A 20,637-nucleotide genomic window follows, 5' to 3' on the forward strand; every position below is an offset into this window, starting at 1 on the left:
CGACACGCAAGACACCGTCTGCACCGGCGTTGAAATGTTCCGCAAGCTGCTGGACCAAGGTCAAGCCGGCGACAACGTTGGCGTGCTGCTGCGCGGCACCAAGCGTGAAGACGTGGAGCGTGGTCAGGTTCTGGCCAAGCCAGGTTCGATCAAGCCGCACAAGCACTTCACAGGCGAGATCTATGTTCTGTCGAAGGACGAAGGCGGCCGTCATACGCCATTCTTCAACAACTACCGTCCACAGTTCTACTTCCGTACCACGGACGTGACTGGTTCGATCGAGTTGCCGAAGGACAAGGAAATGGTTATGCCAGGCGACAACGTGTCGATCACCGTGATGCTGATCAACCCGATCGCGATGGAAGAAGGTCTGCGTTTCGCGATCCGCGAAGGCGGCCGTACTGTCGGCGCGGGTGTGGTTGCCAAGATCCTGGCTGACGCGTAATAAAAAAGTAGCAATCGCCGCGATCCGGGAAATTCCCGTATCGCGGCGTTGATGTCTGAGCGGCAAGCGTATTTGGCTGGCCAAGCCGTTCAGATCAGTGTTTTGATCGTAGGGGTGTAGCTCAATTGGCAGAGCGCCGGTCTCCAAAACCGGAGGTTGGGGGTTCGATGCCCTCCGCCCCTGCCACCGATTCAGGTGAGTAGGGTACTGAAAGTAAATAAATGTCTAACCAGCCTGTACAAACCGTCAGCACATCAAGCGACAAGCTCAAGGTTGCACTCGCAATCGTAGCGGTCCTCGCCGGCGTGGTCGGTTTTTTTGTTTTGTCCAGCCAGTCTACGGCAGTGCGCGCACTCGCCCTGGTAGCTGGTCTGCTGGTGGCAGTTGGTTTTGCCTGGACATCGGCGCAAGGTCGCGGTTTCGTCGGCTTCGCCAAAGAATCGGTACGTGAAACCAAAAAAGTTGTCTGGCCTACCCGCAAGGAAGCGATGCAGATCACGGCGATCGTGTTCGCCTTCGTGCTGATCATGGCAATCTTCCTTTGGGGTACGGACAAATTGCTCGAATTCCTGTTGTATGACGTAATTTTGGGCTGGAAACAATAATGAGCGATAGCACACAAGACAGCGCACCGATTGGTGCGCAAAGCGTTTCAAGCGCCAGTAAAAAGCGCTGGTACGTTGTGCATGCCTATTCCGGCATGGAAAAGAGTGTGCAGCGTGCACTGACCGAGCGCATCGTCCGCGCCGGCATGGAAGAACAGTTCGGCCAGATTCTGGTGCCGACGGAAGAAGTGGTTGATGTCAAGAACGGTCACAAGTCGGTTACCGAACGTCGTTTCTTTCCGGGCTACGTCCTGGTTGAGATGGAAATGACGGACGAAACCTGGCACTTGGTGAAAAACACCAGCAAGGTGACCGGTTTCATCGGCGGCAAATCGAATCGTCCAACGCCGATTCCGCCGCATGAAGTCGACAAGATCATGCAGCAAATGCAAGACGGCATCGAAAAGCCGCGTCCAAAGGTGCTGTACGAAGTGGGCGAGCTGGTGCGTATCAAGGATGGCCCTTTTACCGATTTCAACGGCAACGTGGAAGAAGTGAATTACGAAAAATCCCGCGTGCGTGTATCGGTCACTATTTTCGGTCGCGCCACACCCGTCGAACTCGAGTTCGGCCAGGTCGAAAAAGTCTAAGCATTACCCCATTCAAGCGCCCGCAGGAGCGCGGCGAAATGTAATAACTCACCGAATCCGGCAAGCAGCAGAGGAGCCTTAGTACCGTATCGCAAGATGCAGAAAAGGCGCTAACACTCAATCAACGTAGGAGCCATCATGGCAAAGAAAATCATCGGTTTTATCAAGCTGCAAGTGCCAGCTGGTAAAGCAAATCCATCCCCACCGATCGGCCCGGCGCTGGGTCAGCGCGGTCTGAACATCATGGAATTCTGTAAGGCATTCAATGCCCAGACTCAAGGCGTTGAGCCAGGTCTGCCGATTCCGGTCGTGATCACTGCATTTGCGGACAAGTCCTTCACATTCGTGATGAAGACTCCTCCAGCAACGATTCTGATCAAGAAGGCTGCCGGTATTCAAAAGGGTTCTGCCAAGCCGCATACAGACAAGGTTGGCAAGATTACTCGTAAACAAGCGGAAGAAATCGCTACCCAGAAGAAGCCGGATCTTACCGCTGCTGATCTGGAAGCGGCTGTGCGCACCATCGCTGGTTCGGCACGTTCCATGGGCATCACGGTGGAGGGTCTGTAATGGCTAAGTTGACAAAACGCGCTAAGGCGCAAGAAGGCAAGATCGATCGCACCAAGGCTTATCCTTTCGATAACGCACTGGCGCTGGTCAAAGAATTCGCAACAGCAAAGTTCAACGAATCGATCGACGTGTCCGTCCAACTGGGCGTTGACGCGAAGAAGTCGGACCAAGTGGTTCGCGGTTCCGTGGTTCTGCCGGCTGGTACAGGCAAGACCGTGCGCGTGGCGGTGTTCGCTTCGGGCGAAAAGGCTGAGCAAGCCAAGGCAGCTGGCGCAGACGTCGTCGGTATGGAAGATCTGGCTGAACAAGTCAAGGCCGGCAACATGCCTTTCGACATCGTCATCGCGTCGCCAGACACCATGCGTATCGTCGGTACTCTGGGTCAGATCCTGGGCCCACGCGGCCTGATGCCTAACCCGAAGGTCGGCACTGTTACTCCTGACGTCGCTACCGCCGTCAAGAACGCCAAGGCTGGTCAAGTGCAATACCGTACCGACAAGGCCGGCATCATTCACGCCACTATCGGTCGCAAGTCGTTCAGCGATGCAGATCTGAAGTCCAATCTGGTTGCACTGATCGATGCACTGAACAAGGCTAAGCCGGCAACCAGCAAGGGTGTTTACCTGCGTAAGGTTTCGCTGTCCTCCACCATGGGCGCCGGCGTCCGTGTGGATCAGGCAACTCTGGCTGCTTAAGTAAAGAATCAAGTCCTCGTTTCCTGATGGGAGCGAGGCGCATCTTTGGGCTGGAGCATTTTGCAATTGTGAAGTGCTTCAGGCAATCAAAGACCGTTGGGCGGCGTGCAGCAGGCAGGCACAAAGTTAAAACGTCAAAAACTCAGGTTTTTGATTACCCAGCGCAGATGGTGTACCCGAACAAGTTTTGCAGTCTCACACAGCGTTTCAGGTTGTCGAAACGCTGCAATGAACTCCTAACGTCGGACGCCGTGTTCGAACCGATGTAAGGCAAGCAGGTTTTTCGCCTGTGTCGTCGCCAAGCATCATTTTTGGAGGTTGATCTTGAGTCTCAATCTGAATGACAAAAAGGCCGTTGTCGCCGAAGTCGCTGCAAAAGTAGCAACTGCACAGACTATCGTCGTGGCTGAATACCGTGGCATCCAGGTTGGTCACTTGACGCAACTGCGCGCCAAAGCGCGTGACCAAGGCGTGTACCTGCGCGTGTTGAAAAACACACTCGCTCGCCGCGCTGTTGAAGGTTCCGCGTTTGCTGACCTCGCTTCTGAAATGACCGGCCCGCTGATCTATTCGATCTCGGAAGATGCCGTTGCTGCAGCCAAAGTCATCGCTGACTTTGCTAAAACCAACGACAAACTGGTCGTCAAGGCAGGTAACTATGCAGGTAAGCCGCTGGATAAGGCTGCTGTCACTGCATTGGCAAATATCCCATCCCGCGAAGTTCTGCTGGCCCAATTGCTGGGCATGATGCAGGTTCCGGTCGCTGGTTTTGCGCGTGGTCTGGCTGCTCTGGCAGCCAAGAAAGAAGCCGAAGCAGCTTAAGGATGCTCGCCGCAGCGATGCGGCAGTTTTTCATAAGAACTTTGGCCTCTGCGTCAGTACCGATTAGATGTTATTACCGAAATAAATTAGGAGTTTCAAATGGCAATTAGCAAAGACGATATCTTGGAAGCCGTAGGCGCCTTGACCGTGTTGGAATTGAATGACCTGGTGAAGGCATTCGAAGAAAAGTTTGGCGTTTCCGCAGCAGCTATGGCTGTCGCTGGTCCTGCCGGTGGTGGCGCTGGCGCCGCTGCTGCTGAAGAGCAAACAGAGTTCACCGTTGTTCTGGCTGAAGTCGGCGCGAACAAGGTTGGCGTGATTAAGGCAGTTCGCGAAATCACCGGTCTGGGCTTGAAAGAAGCTAAGGATCTGGTTGACGGCGCACCGAAGCCAGTTAAAGAAGGCATCGCCAAGGCAGACGCCGAAGCAGCCAAGAAGAAACTGGAAGAAGCTGGCGCGAAAGCAGAACTCAAGTAATTTTTACTTGAGCTGGAATATCCGCCGGTTCGCCGGCGCATCGTTCCACCGGAGTCAAAGTGCAGAGTCCTTTGAAAAAAGGATTCGGCTTTGGCTCCTTTGTCGTTTCGAAATTTTGTATGTTTAGTGGTTAGCAATTTCTTGTTTTGCGGCTGGTTTTAGCGAAATAAGGGGTGGCGCCAGACCAAGACTGAAGGGCTGAGACTTGAGGTTTCGCTGCTAACGGATCGCGGCAACAAGGTAATAAGCAATCCGGGCGAGTCCTGAACTCTCTATCCTTCCTGTCACTCACGGAGTGTCCATGCACTACTCATTTACTGAGAAGAAGCGTATTCGTAAATCCTTTGCGAAACGCGCTAACGTCCACAACGTTCCGTTCCTGCTAGCGACTCAGATCGAGTCATACCAGACATTCTTGCAGACGGACAAAACAGCGTCCCAACGTAAGAACGAAGGTCTGCAATCGGCCTTTACATCGATTTTCCCTATCGTTTCGCACAATGGTTTTGCGCGTCTCGAGTTTCTCTCCTATGTGTTGGGCGCGCCGCCGTTCGACGTCAAGGAATGCCAACAACGTGGCCTGACGTTCGCGTCGCCGCTGCGTGCCAAGGTGCGTCTGGTGATTCTGGATAAGGAATCGCCAACCAAGCCAGTCGTCAAGGAAATGAAAGAACAGGAAGTCTACATGGGCGAATTGCCGCTCATGACGACTACCGGTTCGTTCGTCATTAACGGTACCGAGCGCGTCATCGTGTCGCAGCTGCACCGTTCGCCTGGCGTGTTCTTTGAACATGACCGCGGCAAGACCCACTCGTCCGGCAAACTGCTGTTCTCCGCACGTATCATTCCTTACCGCGGTTCGTGGCTCGACTTCGAATTCGATCCGAAGGACATCCTGTTCTTCCGCGTCGACCGTCGCCGCAAGATGCCTGTGACGATTCTGCTCAAAGCAATCGGCATGACATCCGAGCAGATCCTGGCGAACTTCTTCGTGTTCGACAACTTCACGCTGCACGCTGAAGGCGCCGAGATGGAATTCGTCTCCGAGCGTCTGCGTGGCGAAGTTGCACGTTTCGACATTCTCGACAAGTCCGGCAAGCCGCTGGTCGCGAAAGACAAGCGTATCAACGCCAAGCATGTGCGTGACATCGAAGCAGCCGGCATCAAGCAAATTTCCGTGCCGGAAGACTACCTGCTGGGCCGCGTATTGGCGAAGAACATCGTCGACGGCGACACCGGTGAAGTCATTGCATCGGCGAACGACGAGCTGACCGAAGAATTGCTGGCTCGCCTGCGCGAAGCCGACATCGACGCCATCCAGACGCTGTACACCAACGACCTGGATCAGGGCGGCTACATCTCGCAAACATTGCGCACCGACGACACAGCGGATCAGACCGCTGCGCGCGTGGCAATCTATCGCATGATGCGTCCTGGCGAACCGCCAACCGAAGACTCGGTGGAAGCCCTGTTCAACGGCCTGTTCTACAGCGAAGACCGTTACGATCTGTCGGCTGTCGGCCGCATGAAGTTCAACCGCCGTATCGGCCGCGATGAACTGACCGGCGCCATGACATTGTCGAACGAAGACATCCTGGCTGTGATCAAGATTCTGGTGGAACTGCGCAATGGCCGCGGCGAAGTCGATGACATCGATCACTTGGGCAACCGTCGCGTACGTTGCGTCGGCGAACTGGCGGAAAATCAATTCCGCGCCGGCCTGGTCCGCGTTGAGCGCGCCGTCAAGGAACGTCTCGGCCAGGCCGAAGCGGACAACCTGATGCCGCACGACCTGATCAACTCCAAGCCGATCTCGGCAGCGATCCGTGAATTCTTCGGTTCGTCGCAGTTGTCGCAGTTTATGGATCAAACCAACCCGCTGTCGGAAATCACGCACAAACGCCGTGTTTCCGCCCTGGGACCTGGCGGTCTGACCCGCGAACGCGCCGGCTTTGAAGTACGTGACGTGCACCCGACCCATTACGGCCGCGTGTGCCCGATCGAAACGCCTGAAGGCCCGAACATCGGTCTGATCAACTCGCTGGCGCTGTATGCCCGCCTGAACGAATACGGTTTCCTGGAAACACCGTATCGCAAGGTCGAAGGCAGCAAGGTCACCAACCAGATCGACTACCTGTCCGCAATCGAAGAAGGCCGCTACATCATCGCTCAGGCGAATGCGACCATCGACGCTTCGCTGAAGCTGTCCGATGAACTGGTCTCGGCACGTGAAGCCGGCGAAACCATTCTGGTCTCGCCAGAGCGCGTCCAGTACATGGACGTGGCCCCAGGCCAGGTCGTGTCGGTGGCGGCGTCGCTGATTCCGTTCCTCGAACACGATGACGCGAACCGTGCATTGATGGGCGCCAACATGCAACGTCAGGCTGTGCCTTGCCTGCGTCCGGAAAAACCGCTGGTCGGCACCGGCATCGAGCGTACCGTTGCAGTTGACTCGGGTACGACCGTGCAAGCGCTGCGTGGCGGTATCGTCGATTACGTCGATGCAGGCCGTGTGGTGATTCGTGTGAACGATGAAGAAGCGCAGGCTGGCGAAGTCGGCGTCGACATCTACAACCTGATCAAGTACACGCGTTCGAACCAGAACACCAACATCAACCAGCGTCCTATCGTCAAGGTCGGCGACCGTGTCGCCAAGCATGACGTGATCGCCGACGGCGCATCGACCGACCTGGGCGAACTGGCTCTGGGTCAGAACATGCTGGTGGCGTTTATGCCATGGAACGGCTACAACTTCGAAGATTCGATCCTGATCTCCGAAAAAGTCGTTGCTGATGACCGCTACACCTCGATTCACATCGAAGAGTTGTCGGTTGTGGCTCGCGACACCAAGCTCGGCGCGGAAGAAATCACCCGCGATATCTCGAACCTGGCTGAAAACCAACTGGCGCGTCTGGACGAGTCCGGCATCACCTATATCGGTGCTGAAGTCGAAGCCGGCGATACGCTGGTCGGTAAAGTGACGCCGAAGGGCGAAACCCAGCTGACGCCGGAAGAAAAGCTGCTGCGCGCGATCTTCGGCGAAAAAGCTTCGGACGTGAAGGACACCTCGCTGCGCGTGCCTTCGGGCATGGTCGGCACCGTCATCGACGTGCAAGTGTTCACCCGTGAAGGCATCCAACGCGACAAGCGCGCACAACAGATCATCGACGATGAACTGAAGCGCTATCGCCTGGACCTGAACGACCAGTTGCGTATCGTTGAAGGCGATGCCTTCCAGCGTCTGGAAAAGATGCTGATCGGCAAGGTCGCCAACGGCGGTCCGAAGAAACTGGTCAAGGGCACCAAGCTGGACAAGGCTTACCTGGACGATCTGGACAAGTACCACTGGTTCGACATCCGCCCTGCGGATGACGACATGGCGACTGCACTGGAAGCGATCAAGGAATCGATCGCCGAGAAGCGTCACCAGTTCGATCTGGCGTTTGAAGAAAAGCGCAAGAAGCTGACACAAGGCGATGAACTGCCGCCAGGCGTGCAAAAGATGGTCAAGGTTTACCTGGCCGTGAAGCGTCGCTTGCAGCCAGGCGACAAGATGGCGGGTCGTCACGGTAACAAGGGTGTGGTTTCGCGCATCCTGCCGATCGAAGACATGCCGCACATGGCCGACGGTACACCGGCAGACATCGTGCTGAACCCGCTGGGCGTGCCATCGCGTATGAACGTCGGTCAGGTGCTGGAAGTCCATCTGGGCTGGGCAGCCAAGGGTCTGGGCCTGCGCATCGGCGAAATGCTGAACGCACAGGTGCAAATCGCTGAACTGCGCAAGTTCCTGACCACGATCTACAACGAATCGGGCAAGAAGGAAGCGCTCGACGAGTTCACCGACGAGGAAATCCTGGAACTGGCCGCCAACCTGAAGAAGGGTGTTCCGTTCGCCACGCCGGTGTTTGACGGCGCGCACGAAGACGAAACACGCCGCATGCTGGATCTGGCCTACCCGGATCACATCGCCAAGCAACTGGGCATGACCCCGTCGAAGAACCAGGTCACCATGTATGACGGCCGTACCGGCGAAGCTTTCGAGCGCACCGTGACAGTCGGCTACATGCACTACCTGAAGCTGCATCACTTGGTGGATGACAAGATGCATGCACGTTCGACCGGTCCTTACTCGCTGGTTACTCAGCAGCCTCTGGGCGGTAAGGCGCAGTTCGGCGGCCAGCGCTTCGGTGAAATGGAAGTCTGGGCACTGGAAGCCTACGGCGCATCGTATGTGCTGCAGGAAATGCTGACCGTGAAGTCCGATGACGTGAACGGCCGTACCAAGGTTTATGAAAACCTGGTCAAGGGCGATCACGTGATTGACGCCGGCATGCCGGAGTCCTTCAACGTGCTGGTCAAGGAAATCCGTTCGCTCGGTATCGACATCGATCTGGAACGCGACTGATGTTCTCAAGGGCGGAACGGCGATGCCGTTTCGCCCGGTTTGGCTGTCTGCAGCAAAGACGGCAAGGTAGTAAAGTAAGCAATTCAAAAGCAGTCAAGGACGACCAAGTCTGTCCCGGTACCTGCGGAACCCGGCGCAAGCCACGGCTCTCCCGCAGATGCGAACAGGGTGTAGCAGCGCGGTAGGATCCTCTTGTCACATCGTCATACATAGTGCGCAATTTAGCGTTCTCACGCCAACTGGAGTGATACATGAAAGCACTGCTCGATCTATTCAAGCAAGTTCAGCAAAACGAACAATTCGACGCGATCAAAATTGGTCTGGCGTCGCCTGAGAAAATCCGTTCGTGGTCCTACGGCGAAGTCAAAAAGCCGGAAACCATCAACTACCGTACCTTCAAGCCGGAGCGCGACGGTCTGTTCTGCGCCAAGATCTTTGGCCCGATCAAAGACTACGAATGCCTCTGCGGCAAGTACAAGCGCCTGAAGCACCGCGGCGTCATCTGCGAAAAATGCGGCGTTGAAGTCACGCTGGCCAAAGTGCGCCGCGAGCGCATGGGCCACATCGAACTGGCTTCGCCGACTGCCCACATCTGGTTCCTGAAATCGCTGCCGTCGCGTCTGGGCATGGTCCTCGACATGACCCTGCGCGATATCGAACGCGTGCTGTACTTCGAAGCCTACGTCGTGACCGATCCGGGCATGACCCCGCTGAAGAAGTGCCAGATCATGTCGGAAGACGACTACGCCGCCAAGTACGAAGAGTACGGCGACGACTTCACCGCATTCATGGGCGCCGAAGGCATCCGTGAACTGCTGCGCTCGATCGACATCGACCGCGATGCAGAAACCCTGCGCGTGGAACTGAAGGAATCGAAGTCCGAAGCCAAGATCAAGAAATACGCCAAGCGCCTGAAAGTGCTGGAAGCGTTCCAGCGTTCGGGCATCAAGCCTGACTGGATGATCATGGAAGTGCTGCCGGTGCTGCCGCCGGAACTGCGCCCGCTGGTCCCGCTGGACGGCGGCCGTTTCGCGACCTCCGACCTGAACGATCTGTATCGCCGCGTCATCAACCGTAACAACCGTCTGAAGCGCCTGATGGAATTGCGCGCTCCGGAAATCATCACGCGCAACGAAAAGCGGATGCTGCAAGAAGCGGTTGACTCGCTGCTGGACAACGGCCGTCGCGGTAAGGCGATGACCGGCGCCAACAAGCGTCCGCTGAAGTCGCTGGCTGAAATGATCAAGGGCAAGGGCGGTCGTTTCCGTCAGAACTTGCTGGGCAAGCGCGTCGACTATTCCGGCCGTTCCGTCATCGTGGTGGGCCCGCAGCTCAAGCTGCATCAGTGCGGTCTGCCGAAGCTGATGGCGCTGGAACTGTTCAAGCCGTTCATCTTCAACAAGCTGGAACTGATGGGTCTGGCAACGACCATCAAGGCAGCGAAGAAACTGGTCGAAATCCAGGAGCCTGTGGTCTGGGACATCCTGGAAGACGTGATCCGCGAACATCCGGTCATGCTGAACCGCGCGCCGACACTGCACCGTCTGGGTATCCAGGCGTTCGAGCCGGTCCTGATCGAAGGCAAGGCGATCCAACTGCACCCGCTGGTGTGCGCCGCGTTCAACGCCGACTTCGACGGCGACCAGATGGCGGTCCACGTTCCACTGTCGATCGAAGCACAGATGGAAGCGCGTACGCTGATGCTGGCGTCGAACAACATCCTGTTCCCGTCGAACGGCGAACCGTCGATCGTGCCGTCCCAGGATATCGTGCTGGGTCTGTACTACGCGACACGTGAAGCGATCAACGCCAAGAACGAAGGCATGTTGTTCCAGGACGTCTCGGAAGTCATCCGCGCGTACGACAACAAGGAAGTCGAACTGGCTACCCGCGTCACCGTGCGTATCGTCGAAAATCCGAAGGATCCGGTCACCGGCGAATTCGTGCGTACCGTCAAGCGTTACGAAACGACTGTCGGCCGCGCCATCCTGTCGGAAATTCTGCCGAAGGGCCTGCCATTCTCCGTGCTGAACCGCGCGTTGAAGAAGAAAGAAATTTCGAAGCTGATCAACACCTCGTTCCGCAAGTGCGGTCTGCGCGCCACCGTGGTGTTCGCCGACCAACTGATGCAATCGGGCTTCCGCCTGGCGACACGCGCCGGTATCTCGATCTGCGTGGACGACATGCTGGTGCCGCCACAAAAGGCGACCATCATTGCGACTGCTGAAAGCGAAGTCAAACAGATCGAACAGCAGTACTCGTCCGGTCTGGTTACCGCCGGCGAACGCTACAACAAGGTTGTGGACATCTGGGGCAAGGCCGGCGACGACGTCGGCAAGGCCATGATGGACCAGCTGAAGGTTGAAGACGTGATCCGCCGCGACGGCACCAAGGGCACACAAGAGTCGTTCAACGCGATTTACATGATGGCCGACTCCGGCGCCCGCGGTTCCGCAGCGCAGATTCGTCAGCTGGCAGGTATGCGCGGTCTGATGGCGAAACCGGACGGTTCGATTATCGAAACGCCGATTACCGCGAACTTCCGCGAAGGCCTGAACGTGTTGCAGTACTTTATTTCGACGCACGGCGCCCGTAAGGGTCTGGCCGATACGGCGCTGAAGACCGCGAACTCCGGTTACCTGACACGCCGTCTGGTCGACGTGACCCAGGATCTGGTCGTGATCGAAGATGATTGCGGCACATCCAACGGCGCATCCATGAAGGCGCTGGTTGAAGGCGGTGAAGTTATCGAAGCGCTGCGTGACCGTATCCTCGGCCGCGTTGCTGCCACCGACATCATCAATCCGGAAACCCAGGCTACGCTGTACGAAGCCGGTACCTTGATGGATGAAGATTCGGTTGAAGAAGTCGAACGCCTCGGCATCGACGAAGTCAAGGTTCGCACTCCGCTGACTTGCGACACGCGCTACGGTCTGTGCGCCAAGTGCTACGGTCGCGATCTGGGCCGCGGCGTGCTGGTCAACAGCGGCGAAGCAGTCGGCGTTATCGCTGCGCAGTCGATCGGCGAACCAGGTACTCAGCTGACCATGCGTACCTTCCACATCGGTGGTGCAGCGTCGCGTGCGGCAGTTGCTTCGTCGGTGGAAGCCAAGTCCAACGGCACGATCCGCTTCACAGCGACCATGCGTTACGTCACCAACGGCAAGGGCGAGCTGATTGTCATTTCCCGTTCGGGCGAAGTGCTGATCACCGACGACCTGGGCCGTGAGCGTGAGCGTCATAAAGTACCGTACGGCGCGACCCTGATCGTCAAGGACGGCATGGTTATCAAGGCCGGTACTGCGCTGGCGACATGGGATCCGCTGACACGTCCGATCATCACCGAGTACACCGGTACCGTGAAGTTCGAAAACGTCGAAGAAGGTTCGACCGTCGCCAAGCAGATCGATGAAGTGACCGGTCTGTCGACCCTTGTGGTTATCGATGCCAAGCGCCGCGGTTCGTCCGCTGCCAAGGTATTGCGCCCACAGGTCAAGCTGCTGAACGAGCAAGGCGAAGAAGTCAAGATCGCCGGCACCGAACACGCAGTGACGATCGGCTTCCAGGTCGGCGCGCTGATTACCGTGAAGGACGGTCAGCAAGTTCACGTTGGTGAAGTGCTGGCGCGTATCCCGACCGAATCGCAAAAGACGCGCGATATTACCGGTGGTCTGCCACGCGTTGCCGAACTGTTCGAAGCACGTTCGCCGAAGGATGCAGGTATGCTGGCTGAAGTCACAGGTACTGTGGCGTTCGGTAAGGAAACCAAGGGCAAGCAACGCCTGGAAATCACAGACATGGACGGCGCCAAGCACGAGTTCCTGATCACCAAGGACAAGCAAGTGCTGGTGCATGACGGCCAGGTGGTGAACAAGGGCGAAATGATTGTCGATGGTCCTGCCGATCCGCAAGATATCCTGCGTTTGCTGGGTATCGAAGCGCTGGCGCGTTATATCGTCGACGAAGTTCAGGACGTGTACCGTTTGCAAGGCGTGAAGATCAACGACAAGCACATCGAAGTCATCGTGCGTCAGATGCTGCGTCGAGTGCAGGTTGTGGACCCGGGCGATACCAACTACATCACCGGCGAACAGGTCGAACGTTCGGAACTGCTGGACGAAAACGATCGCGTCAATGCAGAGACCAAGATCCCTGCAACGTACGAAAACGTCTTGCTGGGTATCACCAAGGCATCGCTGTCGACCGACTCGTTCATCTCAGCTGCATCGTTCCAGGAGACCACACGTGTCCTGACCGAAGCGGCGATCATGGGCAAGAAGGACGGCCTGCGCGGTCTGAAGGAAAACGTCATCGTTGGTCGCCTGATCCCGGCTGGTACCGGTCTGGCGTTCCACCGTGCACGCAAGGAAAAAGACGCATGGGAAGCCGACGAGCGCGCAGCGCTGTTGGAATCCGAGCGTCAGGCGCGTGTAACCGAAACCGAAGCGCACTCCACCGAGACTTTCGGCGGTGCGGACGGCGAAGCGTAATGGCATAGCAGCGCGGCAGCCTTCACCGGTTGCCGAAGCAGGAAAGAAGAACGGCGTCAGAAGAAATTCTGGCGCCGTTTTTTTATGGCCGGAGCAAACAAAAAATGTCGTTGTGTAAATTATGTTGAAATCGGCTTGAGCAGATGGAACTTTTCTTCTACAATTCAATGAATAAGAATTATTCTTATTTGTAAGTTTGTCTTGCTGTAACAAGCATCAACCAGCACGGCCCGCAGCGGGCGGCAGCGATCTGCCGAACTCATCCCGCTTCTCGTTCCGAACATAAAAGCGCGCCCGACGATGTTGTCGAGGCGGCTGGCACGCGACAAACACTCATCTCGTCACATCAACTCAGGTAGCCAGCATAGAAGCCAGTAACCTAATCCACTCAGGGGAATGGTTACTATGCGTTTCTGCAAAAAGAAACTGGCGCTGGCTACGGCCGTCGTTCTGCAACAATGGTCTATGGCGCCGGTCATGGCGCAACAGGTGCAAGCGGCACAACCTGCGCCGCAGCTGCTGGCGCAAAGCCGCCCGCTGGAAGAAATCACCGTCACCTCGACGCGCGGCGTCGACAGCGATCTCAACCGCGTGGCGGCAACCGTCTCCGTCATTACCTCCGAAGAGATCGAGCAGCAAAACGCCAAGGACATCAAGGACGCGCTGCGCTATGAGCCGGGCGTCGAAGTGCGTCGTTCGGTCTACCGCGTCGGCGGCGTGACCGGCGCGTCGGCGACCATGGGCCGCGGCGGCAACGAAGGCATCAGCATCCGCGGCCTGGACGGCAATCGCGTCATGTTGCTGGAGGATGGTGTGGCGTTGCCGCGCTCCTTCAGCCAGGGCACATTGTTCGCCGGCCGTGGCGCCTACACCGACACCGATCTGTATCAGCGCATCGAAATCCTGCGCGGCCCTGCGTCGTCGATGTATGGCAGCGACGGCCTGACCGGCGTGGTCAATTTCGTCACGAAGGATCCGCAAGACTTGCTCAACGTGTTCGGCAAGAGCAGCTATTTCGCAGTGCGTCCTTCCTACGATTCCAGCGACAGCAGCTATGGCACCACCGGCACGATGGCCTTCGGCAACGACGTCGTGCAAGGCATGCTGGTGCTGAACGCCCGTCACGGCAACGAGACGGAAACCAACGGCAGCGTAGGCGGCACAGGCGCGGCGCGCACCAAGGCCGATCCGCTGACGTACAACAACCGCTCGGCGCTGGGCAAGGTGGTCTTCAAGATCGATCCGCGCAACGTCGTCAAACTCAGTTTTGAGACCGTGGACAATCGTTTGCGCGCCGACAGTCTCTCGGCAATCACATCGGTCATCAGCGGCTATCAAAGCAACAGCAACGTGAAGAGCAACAAGCTGCAGGCGATCTTCGAACACGATGATGCCGACAACAAGCTCTTCCAGAAACTGCGCGCCAATCTCTATTATCGCGATTCGAAGACGCAGCAATATTCCTACGAAAACGGCACCACGGTCGGCGCCACCGTGCGTCCGCGCTACCGCGATATCACCTACCAGGATGACATCTTCGGCGGCGGTGTGCTGGCTGAAAGTTCGTTCAATACCGGTGTCGTCAAACACAAGATGACCTACGGTCTGGACGCCAGCACGGCGACGATCCAGATGAACGCGAGCGGCACCGGCTGGACCACCTGCACAGGCACGCAGTATTGCGAATATTTCCCCAAGACTTCGTACAGTGTGCTGGGTGTCTACTATCAGGACGACATGCGCATCGGTCCGCTCAGCATCGTACCGGGGCTGCGTTACGACAGCTACAAACTCAAGCCTGAAGCCAGCGCAAAATACGATGCACAGGCCATCGCCAACGGTCAGCCGGCATCGACCAGCAAGGACAGCGCCTGGTCGCCGCGTCTGGCATTCGTCTACGAAGTGGCGCCGGCATTTGCACCCTACGTGCAATATGCTCGCGGCTTCCGCGCGCCATCCCCGCAAGAGGTGAACTCTTACTTCAATAACGCCAGCCAGGGTTACTCGCAGATCGCCAATCCGAACCTGAAACCGGAGACCAGCAACTCCTACGAAATCGGGTTCCGCGGCAAGCTGCCGACCTCGGCCGGGTTGTTCAACTACAGCGCTGCCGCCTACACCGGTGAATATCGCAACTTCATTGACTCGGTCACGATTTCGGGTGGCGGCACGGTCTTGAATCCGACCATTTATCAGTATGTGAACGCCGCCAAGGCTTCCATCCATGGCTTCGAAGGACGACTCGACTGGCGCATGGAAAACGGCCTGTCCCTCAAGACCGGCTTCGCCTACGCCAAAGGCACAACGACCAGCAGAACCGGCGTGAAAACCGGTCTGGAATCCGTCGCACCGTTGTCAGTCGTAACAGGCGTGCGCTACGAGCCGAACCAGGTCTGGTTCGTGCAAAGCGACATGATCTACAACGCCGCCAAGAACAAGGACGACATCGCCACCAAGACCAATTTCGTGTCGCCGTCGTTCTTCGTGGTGGACCTGCGCAGCGGCTATCGCGTCAACAAGAACCTGTCGTTCAACGCAGGCATCCGCAATTTGTTTGATCGCAAATATTGGAGCTGGACCGATATCCGCGGTCTGTCTCTGGCCGACAGCGCAACCAACAAGGATGCGTACACCGAACCCGGCCGCAGCTTCAACGTCAGCATGAAGTATGAATACTGATATCCGCAAAAACGCCGCAAGGCACTTTACCGAAAAGAGGCATGGAATGAACTACAAGAAACTGAGCGCATTGTTGCTGGCGGCCGGCGTGATCAGCATCGCTGCTTGTTCAACGAATTCGACGACGTCGGCATCGCAGAGCAGCGACCTGGCGGACCGCTGGTCGGCGCTGCGCACGGCAGAACCGAAGATCCACCCGCGCGACGCCGCACAGAAGCTGGGCGTGTCCGAGGCCGAGTTGGTGGCAACCAATGTCGGCAAGGGCGTGACGCGCTTGCGCGATGGCGCCGCTGCATACAAGGCTGTCTATGACCAGTTGCATGAGCTGGGTCAGATCAAGGCCATCACACGCAACGACAACGCCGTTCTGGAGCGCGTCGGAACGGTCACCAAGGCCAGGCTGAACAGCGAAGGCCGCGTCATTCCGGGAACCGGCTTCGCCGGCGGACCGATCGATCTGCGTTTCGGCACCGACAACTGGCGGTCGGCCTTTGCGGTGGTGCAGCCGGGCCGCGAAGGCAAGGTCAGCCGCAGCCTGCAGTTCTTTGACGTGCACGGTAACGCCGTGAACAAAATCTACCTCGACAATGAAGCCGGTGTTGCGGTGTTCGACAAACTGGTTGCCGACTTCAAGGCGCCCGACCAGTTTGCGGCGCTGAAGGTCGATCGCGCACCGACCAAGATCGTCAGGAAGCCGAACGGCGAAGTTGATGTCAAGGAGCTGCGTGCGTCGTGGGACGAGTTGACCGATGTGCACGAATTCCCGCGTCTGTTGAAGGATCTGGGTATTACGCGCGAGCAAGCCCTGGATCTGATCGGCAAGGACGCCGCCTATCGCATCAACGCGCAGTCGGTGCAAACCTTGCTCAACAGTGCTTCCAGCCAGGCCCAGCCGATCATGGTGTTCGTGAGCAATCCCGGCATGACGCAGATCTTCAGCGGCACGGTCAAGAAGGTGAAGGCGACCGATGAATGGTTCAACGTGTTGGATCCGGATTTCAACCTGCACCTGCGCACGGCCGGCATCGATCACGGCTGGGTGGTCAAGCGTCCGGCCAAGGACGGCGTGATCACCTCGGTGGAGTTCTACGACGCCAACGGCGAGCAGGTGGTCAATTTCTTCTCCCGTCGCGATCGCAACAAGGAAGAGTCGGCGCTGTGGCGCAGTATTGTTGCCAGTCTGGCACGTGTGTAACAGCAACAATGGCAATCGTTGAGGCTCTATTCTTTCCTGAGGCCAATCTTTAACGGTTTCAGGCGGGATGGCGAGAGCGTCGTAAAATTACCAATGGGGTCGGGGTCACGGAAACGGGCCTTGACCCCTTGCTCATTCAGGCATATACTCGCGAGTTCTCGAATTTAGGCTCTCCTGGGCTTAAGCGTTCTTTGGTCTGCTTCCGGTTTTCCTCGGCGCTTCTCTCGTTTTCTCTAAAGTCGGTGTGCACAGGTTTCTTTCGTGCAAGTTTCTTGTTTAATTCCAGGCAACCGTTTCTGGAATTAATGTTATTAACGTCGTAATTTTGTTGGATATAAAACGATGCCAACCATCGATCAATTGATTCGCAATCCACGCGTCTCCGCGATCGTGAAGAGCAAATCGCCGGCGCTGGAAAACAGCCCGCAAAAACGTGGCGTATGTACCCGTGTTTACACAACGACTCCTAAAAAGCCAAACTCCGCTTTGCGTAAAGTTGCAAAAGTGCGTTTGACCAACGGCTTCGAAGTGATTTCGTACATCGGTGGTGAAGGCCACAACTTGCAAGAGCATAGCGTCGTGCTGATCCGCGGCGGCCGTGTAAAAGACTTGCCGGGTGTGCGTTACCACATGGTTCGCGGTGCTCTGGATACCCAAGGCGTCAAGGATCGTAAGCAAGCTCGCTCGAAGTACGGTGCCAAGCGCGCCAAGGCTGCTAAGAAGTAATTTGTTTTCGTCGGGCGCAAGCCTGGTGAAATGTGTCGGTCCGTGATGGGCCGAGTAAGTGGGTGGCTATGATGGCCGTCCGCGAGTGCGGTGAGAATCATTCTGCCCGCTCAACTGAAGACTGAAAGGAATTGAAATGCCACGTCGTCGTGAAGTACCCAAGCGGGAAATCCTGCCTGATCCAAAGTTCGGCAATGTTGATGTTGCTAAGTTCGTCAACGTGTTGATGCTGTCCGGCAAAAAGTCGGTCGCTGAAAACATCATTTACGGTGCGTTTGAGCACATTCAAACCAAGACCGGTAAAGACCCGCTGGAAGTGTTCGCCGCTGCGCTGAGCAACTGCAAGCCGATGGTCGAAGTGAAGTCCCGTCGTGTCGGCGGCGCCAACTACCAGGTTCCGGTTGAAGTGCGTCCAGTCCGCCGTATGGCGTTGTCGATGCGTTGGTTGCGCGAAGCCGCAAACAAGCGTAGCGAAAAGTCCATGCCGCAACGTCTGGGTGGCGAGTTGATCGAAGCGGCCGAAGGCCGTGGCGGTGCGATGAAGAAGCGTGACGAAGTTCACCGTATGGCTGAAGCGAACAAGGCGTTCTCCCACTTCCGCTTCTAACAAGACTGGGTGGGGCTTTTCGGGAATTATCGAAAAGCTCTGCTTGTATCTAAAATTTGTTCGAGCCGAGCGACTATTTTACAAAAATGGCGCTCGGTTTCGCGCATTAAAGACTTAGGAATAAATCATGGCTCGCAAGACCCCCATTGAGCGTTACCGCAACATCGGTATTTCCGCTCACATTGATGCTGGTAAGACAACGACGACTGAGCGCGTTCTGTTTTACACAGGCGTGAACCACAAGATCGGTGAAGTGCATGATGGCGCCGCCACCATGGACTGGATGGAACAAGAGCAAGAGCGCGGTATCACCATTACTTCCGCTGCGACGACCTGTTTCTGGAAGGGCATGGCGAACAACTTCCCGGCTCACCACATCAACATCATCGACACCCCGGGCCACGTTGACTTCACGATTGAAGTTGAGCGCTCGATGCGCGTGCTCGACGGCGCCTGCATGGTCTACTGTGCAGTCGGCGGCGTGCAGCCACAATCGGAAACAGTCTGGCGTCAAGCGAACAAGTACAAGGTTCCACGTCTGGCGTTCGTCAACAAGATGGACCGTACCGGCGCGAACTTCTTCAAGGTGTACGACCAAATGCGTGCACGCCTGAAGGCCAACCCGATTCCTATGCAAGTGCCTATCGGTGCTGAAGACGGTTTCGAAGGCGTTATCGATCTGGTCAAGATGCGCGCGATTTACTGGGATGACGCCAGCCAGGGCATGAAGTTCGACTACCGTGACATTCCTGAAAATCTGAAGGAAGAAGCGCAAAAATGGCGCGAAAACATGGTCGAAGCGGCTGCTGAGGCATCCGAAGAGCTGATGAACAAGTACCTGGAAGACGGCGACCTGAGCGAAGCCGACATCAAGGCTGCGATTCGTCAACGTACCATCGCCAGCGAAATCGTTCCGATGATGTGCGGCACCGCGTTCAAGAACAAGGGCGTGCAAGCGATGCTGGACGGCGTGATCGAATACCTGCCGTCGCCGGTTGATATTCCACCTGTCCCAGGTCTGGATGAAGACGACGAGCCGGTCGTGCGTAAAGCAGAAGACACCGAGAAGTTCTCGGCGCTGGCATTCAAGATCGCAACTGACCCGTTCGTCGGTCAGCTGTGTTTCATCCGTTGCTACTCGGGCACCCTGAATTCGGGCGACACCGTGTTCAACTCGGTGAAGTCGAAGAAAGAGCGTATCGGCCGTATCGTTCAGATGCACGCCAACCAACGTGAAGAAATCAAGGAAATGCTGGCAGGCGACATCGCTGCTGTGGTTGGTCTGAAAGACACCACGACCGGCGACACCCTGTGCGACGACAAGGCTGTTGTTGTGCTGGAACGCATGGTCTTCCCTGAGCCTGTGATCTCGCAAGCTGTTGAGCCAAAGACCAAGGCTGACCAGGAAAAGATGGGCCTGGCGCTGAACCGTCTGGCTGCTGAAGATCCGTCGTTCCGCGTGCGTACCGACGAAGAATCGGGTCAAACGATTATCGCCGGTATGGGCGAGTTGCATCTGGACATTATCGTCGACCGCATGAAGCGTGAATTCAACGTGGAAGCGACCGTCGGTAAGCCGCAAGTTGCTTATCGCGAAACCATCCGCAAGACTTGCGAAGAAATCGAAGGCAAGTTCGTCAAGCAATCCGGTGGTCGTGGTCAGTACGGTCACGTGGTTCTGAAGATCGAACCGCAAGAACCAGGCAAGGGCTTCGAATTCGTTGACGCGATCAAGGGCGGTACCGTTCCTCGCGAATTCATCCCGGCAGTTGAAAAGGGTGTGCGTGAAACACTGAACACCGGCGTGTTGGCCGGTTACCCAGTGGTTGACGTCAAGGTCACCCTGTTCTTCGGTTCTTACCATGACGTTGACTCGAACGAAAATGCGTTCCGCATGGCCGGTTCGATGGCGTTCAAGGATGGTTGCCGTAAAGCCAGCCCGGTTATTCTGGAACCAATGATGGCGGTTGAAGTTGAAACGCCGGAAGACTACGCCGGTACTGTGATGGGCGACTTGTCGTCCCGTCGCGGCATGGTGCAAGGCATGGATGAAATCGCCGGCGGTGGCGGCAAGATCATCAAGGCGGAAGTGCCGCTGTCGGAAATGTTCGGTTACTCGACTTCGTTGCGTTCGGCAACACAAGGTCGTGCGACATATTCGATGGAATTCAAGCACTACTCCGAAGCACCGAAAAACGTCATCGACGCGATCGTTACTTCCAAGACCAAGTAAGTTAAGTTTTGCTCGCTTCCTGCGTTGGCCGGAAGCGAGCTTTTAATTGTTAAGAAAATCGTTCTTTTTGAAGGAAATGCAAAATGGCAAAAGGT

General features: G+C 56.7%; 14 protein-coding genes and 1 tRNA gene. All 15 read left to right on the forward strand.

What is annotated here, in order from left to right; genetic code table 11:
• Nucleotides 1-445, forward strand: a 445-nt coding sequence (locus tag AKL25_RS23210; RefSeq protein ID WP_240475836.1) for an EF-Tu C-terminal domain-related protein, incomplete at its 5' end; no start/stop codon positions are given.
• A 110-nt stretch (nt 446-555) separates the two neighbouring features.
• Nucleotides 556-631 (forward strand) — tRNA-Trp (locus AKL25_RS23215).
• A gap of 35 nt (nt 632-666) precedes the next feature.
• Nucleotides 667-1,050 carry a preprotein translocase subunit SecE gene (gene secE, locus AKL25_RS23220; protein WP_050480078.1) on the forward strand — a complete coding sequence of 128 codons (384 nt, stop codon included), beginning with the start codon at nt 667-669 and terminating at the stop codon, nt 1,048-1,050.
• The gene (gene nusG / locus AKL25_RS23225) at nt 1,050-1,640 is read left to right on the forward strand and encodes a transcription termination/antitermination protein NusG (protein WP_050480079.1); all 591 of its coding nucleotides are present in this window, start codon (nt 1,050-1,052) and stop codon (nt 1,638-1,640) included. Before secE ends, nusG begins: the two co-directional genes overlap by 1 nt.
• A gap of 138 nt (nt 1,641-1,778) precedes the next feature.
• Nucleotides 1,779-2,210 carry a 50S ribosomal protein L11 gene (gene rplK, locus AKL25_RS23230; protein WP_007875265.1) on the forward strand — a complete coding sequence of 144 codons (432 nt, stop codon included), beginning with the start codon at nt 1,779-1,781 and terminating at the stop codon, nt 2,208-2,210.
• A complete protein-coding gene (gene rplA, locus AKL25_RS23235; protein WP_007875266.1) occupies nt 2,210-2,905 on the forward strand; it encodes a 50S ribosomal protein L1 in 696 nt (231 codons plus the stop codon). Before rplK ends, rplA begins: the two co-directional genes overlap by 1 nt.
• A gap of 324 nt (nt 2,906-3,229) precedes the next feature.
• On the forward strand, nt 3,230-3,727 hold the full coding sequence (gene rplJ, locus AKL25_RS23240) for a 50S ribosomal protein L10 (RefSeq protein ID WP_050480080.1): 498 nt from the start codon (nt 3,230-3,232) through the stop codon (nt 3,725-3,727).
• Between the two features lie 99 nt (nt 3,728-3,826).
• Nucleotides 3,827-4,204, forward strand: a complete 378-nt coding sequence (rplL, locus tag AKL25_RS23245; RefSeq protein ID WP_007875269.1) for a 50S ribosomal protein L7/L12 — start codon at nt 3,827-3,829, stop codon at nt 4,202-4,204.
• 301 nt (nt 4,205-4,505) lie between these two features.
• On the forward strand, nt 4,506-8,612 hold the full coding sequence (rpoB, locus tag AKL25_RS23250; RefSeq protein WP_050480081.1) for a DNA-directed RNA polymerase subunit beta: 4,107 nt from the start codon (nt 4,506-4,508) through the stop codon (nt 8,610-8,612).
• Nucleotides 8,613-8,863: 251 nt separating this feature from the next.
• Nucleotides 8,864-13,102 carry a DNA-directed RNA polymerase subunit beta' gene (gene rpoC, locus AKL25_RS23255; protein ID WP_050480082.1) on the forward strand — a complete coding sequence of 1,413 codons (4,239 nt, stop codon included), beginning with the start codon at nt 8,864-8,866 and terminating at the stop codon, nt 13,100-13,102.
• A 405-nt stretch (nt 13,103-13,507) separates the two neighbouring features.
• Nucleotides 13,508-15,781 (forward strand): TonB-dependent hemoglobin/transferrin/lactoferrin family receptor, encoded by a 2,274-nt coding sequence (locus AKL25_RS23260; RefSeq protein ID WP_050480083.1) that lies wholly within the window; start codon nt 13,508-13,510, stop codon nt 15,779-15,781.
• Nucleotides 15,782-15,827: 46 nt separating this feature from the next.
• Entirely contained in the window at nt 15,828-16,976 is a 1,149-nt protein-coding gene (locus AKL25_RS23265) for a hemin-degrading factor (RefSeq protein WP_050480084.1), read from the forward strand.
• 342 nt (nt 16,977-17,318) lie between these two features.
• Entirely contained in the window at nt 17,319-17,702 is a 384-nt protein-coding gene (rpsL, locus tag AKL25_RS23270) for a 30S ribosomal protein S12 (protein ID WP_050480085.1), read from the forward strand.
• A gap of 136 nt (nt 17,703-17,838) precedes the next feature.
• Nucleotides 17,839-18,309: a 30S ribosomal protein S7 gene (rpsG, locus tag AKL25_RS23275; protein ID WP_007875292.1), complete on the forward strand. Its 471-nt coding sequence runs from the start codon at nt 17,839-17,841 to the stop codon at nt 18,307-18,309.
• A 127-nt stretch (nt 18,310-18,436) separates the two neighbouring features.
• Nucleotides 18,437-20,542, forward strand: coding sequence for an elongation factor G (gene fusA / locus AKL25_RS23280; RefSeq protein ID WP_050480086.1), 2,106 nt, complete (start codon nt 18,437-18,439; stop codon nt 20,540-20,542).
• Nucleotides 20,543-20,637: the final 95 nt, after the last annotated feature.

The organism is Herbaspirillum rhizosphaerae, from assembly GCF_001189965.1.
GTDB classification, from domain to species: Bacteria; Pseudomonadota; Gammaproteobacteria; order Burkholderiales; family Burkholderiaceae_D; genus Herbaspirillum; species Herbaspirillum rhizosphaerae.

What these genes read in the sequence shown, in the direction of transcription:
- rplK (WP_007875265.1), top strand. Translation starts at nt 1,779, where the DNA reads ATGGCAAAGAAAATCATCGGTTTTATCAAGCTGCAAGTGCCAGCTGGT.
- fusA (WP_050480086.1), top strand. Translation starts at nt 18,437, where the DNA reads ATGGCTCGCAAGACCCCCATTGAGCGTTACCGCAACATCGGTATTTCC.
- rpoC (WP_050480082.1), top strand. Translation starts at nt 8,864, where the DNA reads ATGAAAGCACTGCTCGATCTATTCAAGCAAGTTCAGCAAAACGAACAA.
- secE (WP_050480078.1), top strand. Translation starts at nt 667, where the DNA reads ATGTCTAACCAGCCTGTACAAACCGTCAGCACATCAAGCGACAAGCTC.
- rpsL (WP_050480085.1), top strand. Translation starts at nt 17,319, where the DNA reads ATGCCAACCATCGATCAATTGATTCGCAATCCACGCGTCTCCGCGATC.
- AKL25_RS23260 (WP_050480083.1), top strand. Translation starts at nt 13,508, where the DNA reads ATGCGTTTCTGCAAAAAGAAACTGGCGCTGGCTACGGCCGTCGTTCTG.
- rplA (WP_007875266.1), top strand. Translation starts at nt 2,210, where the DNA reads ATGGCTAAGTTGACAAAACGCGCTAAGGCGCAAGAAGGCAAGATCGAT.
- nusG (WP_050480079.1), top strand. Translation starts at nt 1,050, where the DNA reads ATGAGCGATAGCACACAAGACAGCGCACCGATTGGTGCGCAAAGCGTT.
- rplL (WP_007875269.1), top strand. Translation starts at nt 3,827, where the DNA reads ATGGCAATTAGCAAAGACGATATCTTGGAAGCCGTAGGCGCCTTGACC.
- AKL25_RS23265 (WP_050480084.1), top strand. Translation starts at nt 15,828, where the DNA reads ATGAACTACAAGAAACTGAGCGCATTGTTGCTGGCGGCCGGCGTGATC.
- rpsG (WP_007875292.1), top strand. Translation starts at nt 17,839, where the DNA reads ATGCCACGTCGTCGTGAAGTACCCAAGCGGGAAATCCTGCCTGATCCA.
- rpoB (WP_050480081.1), top strand. Translation starts at nt 4,506, where the DNA reads ATGCACTACTCATTTACTGAGAAGAAGCGTATTCGTAAATCCTTTGCG.